This window comes from Terriglobus sp. YAF25, from assembly GCF_052113305.1.
Classification (GTDB): domain Bacteria; phylum Acidobacteriota; class Terriglobia; order Terriglobales; family Acidobacteriaceae; genus Terriglobus.
The window spans coordinates 1-8373 of record NZ_JBFRCY010000122.1; the positions used below are offsets into that span (position 1 = coordinate 1).

Genomic DNA, 8373 nt, shown 5'->3' on the forward strand with positions numbered 1-8373 from the left:
TTCCTGCACTCCGTGATGATGCAGGAGAAGCGCGGCATGATGAAGAGCTGGAATGTCTGGCTCATCTTCTCCACCTTCATGCTGACGGTGCTGGGAACGCTGCTGACGCGCTCCGGCCTGGTCAGCTCCGTCCATGCCTTCGCGCAGTCCAGCATCGGAAACTGGTTTTACGGCTTCCTGATCCTCATCTTCTGTGTCTGCCTCTTCGTCTTTGTGCGCCAACGCGACCATCTGAAGACGGAGAACAAGCTGGAGTCGATCGTCTCCCGCGAATCCAGCTTCCTCTTTAATAACCTCATCCTGCTGGTTGCCTGCTTTACCGTGCTGTGGGGCACGCTCTTCCCGGTCCTGAGCGAGTATGTACAGGGCTCCAAGGCAACAGTCGGCGCTCCGTTCTATAACCGCGTCGCCCTGCCGATCGGCCTCTTCCTTCTGTTCCTTACAGGTGTGGGTCCATTGCTGGCATGGCGCAGCACCACCCTGCGGACGATTCGCCGGAACTTTATTCTGCCCTCCATTGCGACTGTCGCCACCGCGATCGGCCTGATGATCGCGCATGTCCGGCCTTGGGAAGACCAGTCAGAGCTCTACTCCCTGATGGCCTTTTCCCTCGGCGCCGGGGTCATCACCGCGATCCTTTCGGAGTTTCTGCGCGGCGCCAACGTTGTCGGCACGCAGACCGGCAAGAACCTCTTCACCGCCTCACTGCAACTGATCCAGCGCAATACGCGACGCTATGGCGGGTACATTGTTCACTTTGGCGTTGTTGTGATCATTGTCGGTATCGCCGGAGGAGCGTTCAATCAGTCGACAGAGCAGGAGGTCGGTTTCGGCGACAAGATCAACATCGGTCCGTATGAACTGCGCTGTCAGTCCTACACACAGGACTCGAACGCCAATTACGACACCGAGTACGCCTTGCTGGATGTTTATCGCCATGGCAAATACGTGACACAGCTTGCGCCAGAGCACCGTTTTTACGCTGCCAGCCAGACGAACTCCACCATCGTTGCGAACCGTTCAACCCTGCAGCACGATCTGTACGTCATCTATGAGGGCAAGAATCCGGAGACAGGCAAACCCATTATCAAGGCCTTCCTGAATCCGTTGATCGCCTGGATCTGGATTGGCGTACTGATCATCATCCTAGGAACCTTCGTGGCACTCGCGCCGGCCATCAAACCAGCGCTGGCAGCTTCTCGTGTCATCCACACGGAAGCCGTTGCAGTCGGGAGTGGTGACTAATGCAGATCCGTTCTTTTATGCATCGCTTCACCACACGTATGCTTCGCCATCGCATGATGCAACTCTGCGTGGTTTTATTTGGAGCGGTCCTTTTGATGGCTGCCGCAGATGATAGCGGTACACGCTTCAATAAGATTGGCCACGCCATGATGTGCGCCTGCGGTTGCGGCCAGATTTTGCTGGAATGCAACCACGTGGGTTGCCCAGACTCTGACCGCATGATCGGCGAGTTGCGGACACAAGTTGCAAGCGGCGGCGACGATACCTCGATCTTCAACTGGTTCGCCGCGAAGTACGGTCCAACGATTCTTGCTGCCCCGATCCGCGGCGGCTTCGATACCGTAGCCTGGATCACCCCGGTGGTTGTGTTCCTCCTGGCCACCGTCGGAACGGCGTTGCTGGTACGCACCTGGGTACGCCGCCGGAGAAACACTGTGACCACACCCGAGGGCATTCCGGTTCAGTTGCCGGAGAACGATGCCGTACGCGAACGAATTCGCCGGGAGACGGAGTACTGATGGGACTGGTTGCCGCTGCTGTTCTGACCCTTGCCTCACTGGCCTACATCTTTTGGCCGGCCGAGAATCCCTTTTCGCAACGTGCCAAGTCGCAGCTCGACTATCTCCGTGAGCGCAAAGAAGCCGTGTACGAGAATCTGCGTGACCTGAACTTCGAGTACAAGGCCGGCAAATACCCGGAAGAGGACTATGTCACTCAGCGGTCACTGCTGGAGAATGAAGCGGCAGAGATCATGGGCGAGATGGATCGGCTGGAACGCGCGTAACAGGAACCTCGTCAATAGTGCCAATACTCTAGTTGCCCCACCCTTCGCGATAAAACCGCGAAGAATCGGGCAACGAGGATATGGGCTCTCTTTTAGAGGGTTGGTTCCACAGACCTTCCGCGCTACGATAGTGGCATTCGCGGAGGCCGTATGACCCAGTCGATCTTCCCGATGATCCATGTGCCGGACGTTCGAGCGACAGTGGAGTGGTACGTCTCCGTCCTCGGCTTCACCAAAACAGGCGAAAACATTGAGTGCGGCGAGATGAACTGGGCCCGTCTGCGTTACGGCGCCAGCGAGATCATGCTGAATATCGAAGGCCGCCCCAGCGACGCCTTCCGCCGAGAATTCGACCTCTATCTCTACGCCTCAGACGTGGATGCGCTCTACGATCGTCTCCATAAACGCGTCGACATCGTCGAACCGCCCCATGACACACACTACGGCATGCGTGAGTTCATCCTGCGCGACTGCAATCGCTTCTGGATCACCTTCGGTCAGCCGGTGGCGAATTGAAGAATTGAATGATTGAAGAATTGAATAAGGGTCAAGCTCTCGCTTGAATGGGCGAGTCAACGAGCGTTCGAATACCGATGCCCTACCTATTTAACTTTTAACTTGCAACTTTTAACGCCGACCAATGGGGCTATCCAGAAGCCACATTCCTCTCATTGGCACTGGCCGCAAATGTTACATTCCTTTTAAAGCTGAACAATCCATCCAGGAGTCCTGCTGTGAGTCTGCGCCGCACTGCTTTGCTGGTCGTGTCTTCGCTTCTCTCCTCTCCCCTGCTGGCGGCCGGCCATGAGCCGCCGAAGTACACCCCCCAGAAGGGCACCGAGATCCTGTGGGATACGTGGGGTGTTCCGCACATCTACGCGAAGTCCGTCGAAGACATGTTCTACGCCTATGGATGGGCGCAGACAGCGGCTCACGGCAACCTGCTTCTCACCGTCTACGGGAACTCACGCGGCAGAGCCGCGGAGTACTGGGGGACGAAAGGAAATCCCATCAGCCCCGCGGCTAATAACCTCAACAACGATAGCTGGGTGTGGACCAATGGGATTCCCCAGCGCGGCGAAGAGTGGCTGTCGGCGCAGACGCCTGAGTTCCGTAAATACCTGGACGCCTTTGCCGCCGGTATCAATGCCTACGCCACGGCTCATGGAGACATGCTGAGCGGAGAGGCCAAGCGTGTCCTGCCCGTGACGACACTGGACATCATCACGCATGAAGAGAAGTTCGTGAACTTTACCTTCGTGGCGGGTTCGCGCCTCATGTTCCCGACGCGCAATGCAGGCACATCCGATGCCGCGTTGGATCTTCGCATGGCTCCGTTTGCGGATGATGATCCCTCCGTTCCGAATATGGACATGGAAGATGGCTCCAACGGCTGGGCTATCGGACCGTCACATTCCGCAAGCGGAAAGGCCATGCTGCTGATGAATCCGCATCTGGCCTGGGCCGGCGAACAGAGCTACTTCCAGGTGCAGCTTACAGCGCCGGGCATCGACCTCTCCGGCGCTACACAGATCGGACTGCCCGTCTTGCGCTTCAGCTTCTCGCCGTACAACGCCATCACCAACACGGTGAATACCAACGACGGCGCCGACCTCTACAAAATTGTCCTCAAAGACGATGGTTATCTCTTCGATGGCAAGGTGYTTCCCTTCAAGGTAGAGACACATACGTTGAAGGTCCTGCAGGCGGATGGCAGCACCAAAGAGCAGGAACTCACGATCAAGTCCACCGTTCACGGCCCTATCGTCCGCACCGATAATAGCTCGCCTATTGCTCTCCGCGTCGCCGGCCTGGACAAGCCGCAGATGTTGGATCAGTACTGGCACATGGACACTGCCCATACCTTTGCCGAGTACGAAGCACAACTCAAGCGCCTGCAACTGCCGATGTACAACGTGATGTACGCCGACCGCGATGGGCACATCATGTACTTTTTTGCCTCCACCCTGCCGAAGCGCAGCGAGGGTGACTATGCCTTCTGGGGCGGTGTGGTTCCGGGCGACGAATCGAAGTATCTGTGGAACGAATACCTACCCTATGRGAAGCTGCCAAAGCTGATCGATCCGCCGACCGGCTATGTACAGAACTCCAACCAGCCACCGTGGGATGCGGGGTGGCCGACGATGATCGACCCGGCGGAGTATCCCGCCTACGTCGCTCCGAAGTTCCCGCACTTCCGTTCTGACCGCGGCCTGCGCATGCTTTCGGAGGACAAGAAGATCAACTTCGACGCGCTGATCGCCAAGAAGCTCTCGACCCACATGGAGCTTGCCGACCGCATGCTGCCCGAGCTTTTGGAGGCGGTCAACCAGTACGGAAGTGACAGCACGAAGAAGGCTGCCGATCTGCTGAAGAGCTGGGACCGCAACGCCGAAGCGAATTCGCGGGGAGCCTTGCTGTTCTACGTCTGGGCGCAGAAGTTCACCAACGCGCAGTTGACCATCTCCACGGCTTCCGGCTCACGCAACTTTGCCGTTCCCTACAAGGTGGAAGAACCGTTGACTACGCCGCGCGGCCTGAAGGACCCGAAGTACGCCGTGCAGTTGCTGGACGAGGCCATCGGCGAGACCGTCAAGACCTATGGCGCAATCGATCGCCCCTGGGGCGAGGTCATGCGCTTCCAGATCAATGGACAGTCCGACGGCAACACCACTGCGGAACGCGGCGCGCCGATCGACGGAGTGGACCTGCCGGGCAACGGAGGTTACGGCAACCTGGGCATCTTCCGCGTTGTCACCTTCGGGCCGATTGCCAACGGAATCAAAACACCGGTCCACGGTGACACCATCACCATGGCGGTAGAGTTCACCAAAGTACCGCATGCCAAGGTGCTGGTCAGCTATGGCAACTGCTCGCAGCCGGGCTGCAAACACCACACTGACCAGCTTCCCCTGATGCGCGACAAGCAGTGGCGCGATCTGTGGCTGAGCCGCAWGGATGTGGAAGGCAACCTCGAAAAGCGCGACCCGCTGAACTAGCTCTACGACTCCGGCTGTACGAATACCGTGCAGCCGGGACCGTCCGTTTTATCCTGAAGAGGTGACTTCCTCTAAGTTTCAGCGCCTGTGCGCTTCCCTTCTCTTCGCGATTCCTGCCATTGCCGCCGCGCAGGGCACCATCACCGGCACCGTCATGAACTCGACGCGCAATAAGCCTTCCGCCGGCGACGAGGTAACGCTGATCCGCCTGCAGCAGGGCATGCAGGAGTCCACCAAGACCACCACCGACGCCAAAGGCAAATTCACCTTACAGGTACCGGACGCAGGTATTCACCTGGTGCGCGTCACGCACGACAAGACGCCGTACTTCCGTCCTGCCCCTCCGGGAACCGAGTCCGTTGAGGTTGAGGTCTTCGACAGCGCGCCCAAGGTAAACGGCATCGAGTGGGAGGCGGACGTGATGCGTCTGCAGACCGACGAGAGCGGCAAGCGGATGCGCGTCGTCGAGAACTTCTTTGTGAAGAATGACTCCAACCCAAAGAAGACGCAGTACTCTGATCGCCCCTTTGACTTCTGGCTGCCGGCCGACGCCACCATCTCGGGCTCAGCCGCGCTTGGACCGGGCGGTATGCCGGTGCAGTCTCCGCCGATGCCTCTGGAAGAAAAGGGCCACTACGCCTTCGTCTTCCCCATCCGTCCCGGTGAGACGCGCTTCCAGGTCTCCTATGAACTTCCGTACAGCGGAACGCTGACGCTCGGGCCGCGTCCGACGATGAAGACCGGCACCATCGCCCTGATGATGCCCAAGACCTTCAAGTTCGCGGCAACCGGGGGAGCGCAGTACAACCTTGTCGAAGAGCTGAATGCCCAGACCTATGTGGCGCGTGATATCGCTCCCGGCGCCAAGCTCGGATTTACCGTCTCCGGTACCGGCCAACTGCCGCGCGATGCGGCGCAGACGAGCGCTGATGGTCAGCCAGCAGCGGGTGGCGGCGACAGCCAGGCAGCAGCACCAGGCGGATCGGCAGCGACCGATACTAAGCCGGGCGGTGGACTCGGAACGCCAATCGACACTCCCGATCCATTGACCAAGTACAAGTGGTGGATTCTGAGCGGTCTGGCGCTGCTGCTCGCAGTCGCCGCAGGGTTCTTCCTCAGCGGAAAACCCGCGCAGCCTGCTGGCGCAGCGGCAGGAGCTTCGGCAACCGCACCGGCGGCGCCTTCCGCTCCTCCCCTGTTGCAGACCCTCAAGGACGAGCTCTTCTCCCTGGAAACGGATCGCGCAACCGGAAAGCTGACCGAGGCGGAATACACGGAACAGAAGGCGGCGTTAGAAGTCGTACTCAAACGCGCTATCAACCGCACATAGAAATACTTGAGGCTGCCCACGGGCAGCCTCAAGTATTTTGCGGCTCTTTCTCTTAGCTCAGAACCGTAAGCTTTCCTTCCGGTGACTTCTCGATGGCGTGCAGAAGACGGCCGTCGCCGTCCAGGTGCTGCAGCGTCAGCTTCTTCGGTGTGACCGAGAGACGGCTGAAACCATAGACCTTGTGTGCATACGGTCCACGCACCGTGGGATCGACCTTGAGCTCGTACAGATCCGCGCCGCCGCCTCCCGAGAGGAAGTAGGTCGTCGGATGCCCTTCGAACTCCAGATGCTGCAGGTCGTGGTCATGCCCGGCCAAATACGCATGGACACCGTACTTGCGGAAGAGCGGATCCCAGTCACGAATCAGTACCTTGTGGTCGCCGTGAGGCCCGTCGGAGAAGACGGGATGGTGCGCGATCACCACCGTAAAAGGGGTCTTGCGAGGCTTCTGCAGCTCCGCCTCAAGCCATGCGAGCTGGGCGATGCGTTCCTCTTCCGTCAAGGTGAAGTCGATCGTCGGCTTGCCGTCCTTCCGCGGACCAATCGGATGCGGCATGTTGCTGTCGAGCGCGATGAAGGTGATCAGCGGATTCTTCTTCGGGAACTCGAAGGTGTACCACTTTGCCGGCATGGTCCAGCGGCTGTGACCACGCCGGGCGTACTCCAGCTCTGCCTCGACCTTGCTGTTCGGAAAGTACTGGTAGTCATGGTTGCCCAGCACAGCGTATGCGGTGCAATCAAAGACGCTCTTCGGATACATCTCCTCGAAGCCGGTCTTCCAGCGGTCGGAGTCTACACCACCCTCCAGCGCTTCATACCAGTTATCTCCCAGCATTAGCAGCGCTTGCGGCTTCAGCTTCTGGCTGAGCGTGTAGTCTGCCATCCCTTTGGCAACAACCTGCTGCGCAGCGGGATTCAGATATCCCCAGTCGCCCAGCATCAACAGCTCGGCGGCCGCCGGATCCTTCGGCATCATCTTAGCCAGGCCATGGCGCGAAGCCCACAATGCTGTAGCGCTGAATGCAAAACTCTGCCGGAGGAAGCGGCGCCGATCGAGGTGCAGGTTTTCCATACGCCTGGTATATCACCGGCGTATGAACGCCGGATGACTGCCCAGCATCGTCCGCCGATCCCGCCACGTCTAATAGGAAGAAGGACGAGAACCGCCATGAACACGCTAAAAACTGCCCTGCTGCTGACATCCCTGACCCTGCTGATGATGTTCGTGGGAGGGTACTTCGGCGGGCAAAACGGCATGGTGTTGGCATTTCTGCTGGCCGCCGTCATGAACTTCGTCAGCTATTTCTTCTCGGACAAGATTGCCCTGGCGATGTACCGCGCGCAGCCGGCGACCCAGGAGCAGCTGCCACGCGTGTATTCCATCGTGGAGCAGCTTGCTTCCAAGCAAGGCCTGCCTGTGCCGAAGATCTATCTGCTCCCTACCGAATCTCCCAATGCCTTCGCAACGGGCCGCAATCCGAAGCATGCCTCCGTCGCTGTGACCGCGGGCATTCTGGATCCGGAGATGACCGGTAACCCGCATGCCCTGGCGCGCGCACTGCAGAAGATTGACGCCTACTCCCGCCGCCTCCCGATGGATGCGACGCCGTCGACGGCACATCTGTTCATCTCTGCGCCGCGCCTGCGCGCCAGCGATCTGGCAGGCCTGTTCAGCACGCATCCTCCGATGGAAAAGCGCGTGGAGCGCCTCATCGGCCGCGAGCGGATTTAGGAACAGAGCTGGCAGCCAACTTGCTCCAATAGCCTGCTGCGATGAAACTTGAAGCATGGTCGCCTTTCTTCGTGCCCTCCGGCTGCTCTCGCTCGTCACCTGGATGGGCGGCATCGTCTTCTTCGGCGCCATCGCCGCACCTGCGATCTTCTCTCCGCAGGTGTTGGAGATGACACAAGGCAACACACGGATTCCCGGCATCATCGTCGGCCTATGCCTGACGCGGCTGCACTGGGTCGGTCTTGGTTGCGGCATTGCTCTTCTGCTGACCACGGTCCTGCTC

At 59.2% G+C, this 8373-nt stretch carries 8 protein-coding genes and 1 pseudogene; 8 read left to right on the forward strand and 1 reads right to left on the reverse strand.

Annotation, left to right across the window (positions count from 1 at the left end; translation table 11 throughout):
- From AB4043_RS06940 to AB4043_RS06965, 6 genes are all read left to right on the forward strand, one after another.
- Positions 1 to 1245, forward strand: a 1245-nt coding sequence (locus tag AB4043_RS06940) for a cytochrome c-type biogenesis CcmF C-terminal domain-containing protein (protein WP_442306739.1), incomplete at its 5' end; no start/stop codon positions are given.
- Between the two features lie 95 nt (positions 1246 to 1340).
- Positions 1341 to 1763 carry a cytochrome c-type biogenesis protein gene (locus AB4043_RS06945; RefSeq protein ID WP_442301679.1) on the forward strand — a complete coding sequence of 141 codons (423 nt, stop codon included), beginning with the start codon at positions 1341 to 1343 and terminating at the stop codon, positions 1761 to 1763.
- The gene (locus AB4043_RS06950) at positions 1763 to 2029 is read left to right on the forward strand and encodes a hypothetical protein (protein WP_442301680.1); all 267 of its coding nucleotides are present in this window, start codon (positions 1763 to 1765) and stop codon (positions 2027 to 2029) included. Before AB4043_RS06945 ends, AB4043_RS06950 begins: the two co-directional genes overlap by 1 nt.
- Positions 2030 to 2179: 150 nt before the next feature.
- A complete protein-coding gene (locus AB4043_RS06955; protein ID WP_442301681.1) occupies positions 2180 to 2545 on the forward strand; it encodes a VOC family protein in 366 nt (121 codons plus the stop codon).
- A 218-nt stretch (positions 2546 to 2763) separates the two neighbouring features.
- On the forward strand, positions 2764 to 5028 hold the full coding sequence (locus AB4043_RS06960) for a penicillin acylase family protein (RefSeq protein ID WP_442306740.1): 2265 nt from the start codon (positions 2764 to 2766) through the stop codon (positions 5026 to 5028).
- 61 nt (positions 5029 to 5089) lie between these two features.
- Positions 5090 to 6358, forward strand: a complete 1269-nt coding sequence (locus AB4043_RS06965) for a carboxypeptidase regulatory-like domain-containing protein (RefSeq protein ID WP_442301683.1) — start codon at positions 5090 to 5092, stop codon at positions 6356 to 6358.
- 52 nt (positions 6359 to 6410) lie between these two features.
- On the opposite strand, the gene AB4043_RS06970 is transcribed toward AB4043_RS06965, so the two are convergent.
- Positions 6411 to 7430: a metallophosphoesterase gene (locus tag AB4043_RS06970; RefSeq protein WP_442301684.1), complete on the reverse strand. Its 1020-nt coding sequence runs from the start codon at positions 7428 to 7430 to the stop codon at positions 6411 to 6413.
- Between the two features lie 96 nt (positions 7431 to 7526).
- Here AB4043_RS06970 and AB4043_RS06975 point away from each other — a divergent pair, with 96 nt between their 5' ends.
- Together AB4043_RS06975 and AB4043_RS06980 are read left to right on the forward strand one after the other, a co-directional pair.
- Positions 7527 to 8090, forward strand: coding sequence for a M48 family metalloprotease (locus tag AB4043_RS06975; RefSeq protein ID WP_442306741.1), 564 nt, complete (start codon positions 7527 to 7529; stop codon positions 8088 to 8090).
- 55 nt (positions 8091 to 8145) lie between these two features.
- Positions 8146 to 8373: pseudogene (locus AB4043_RS06980) on the forward strand (DUF4149 domain-containing protein); the annotation flags it as partial.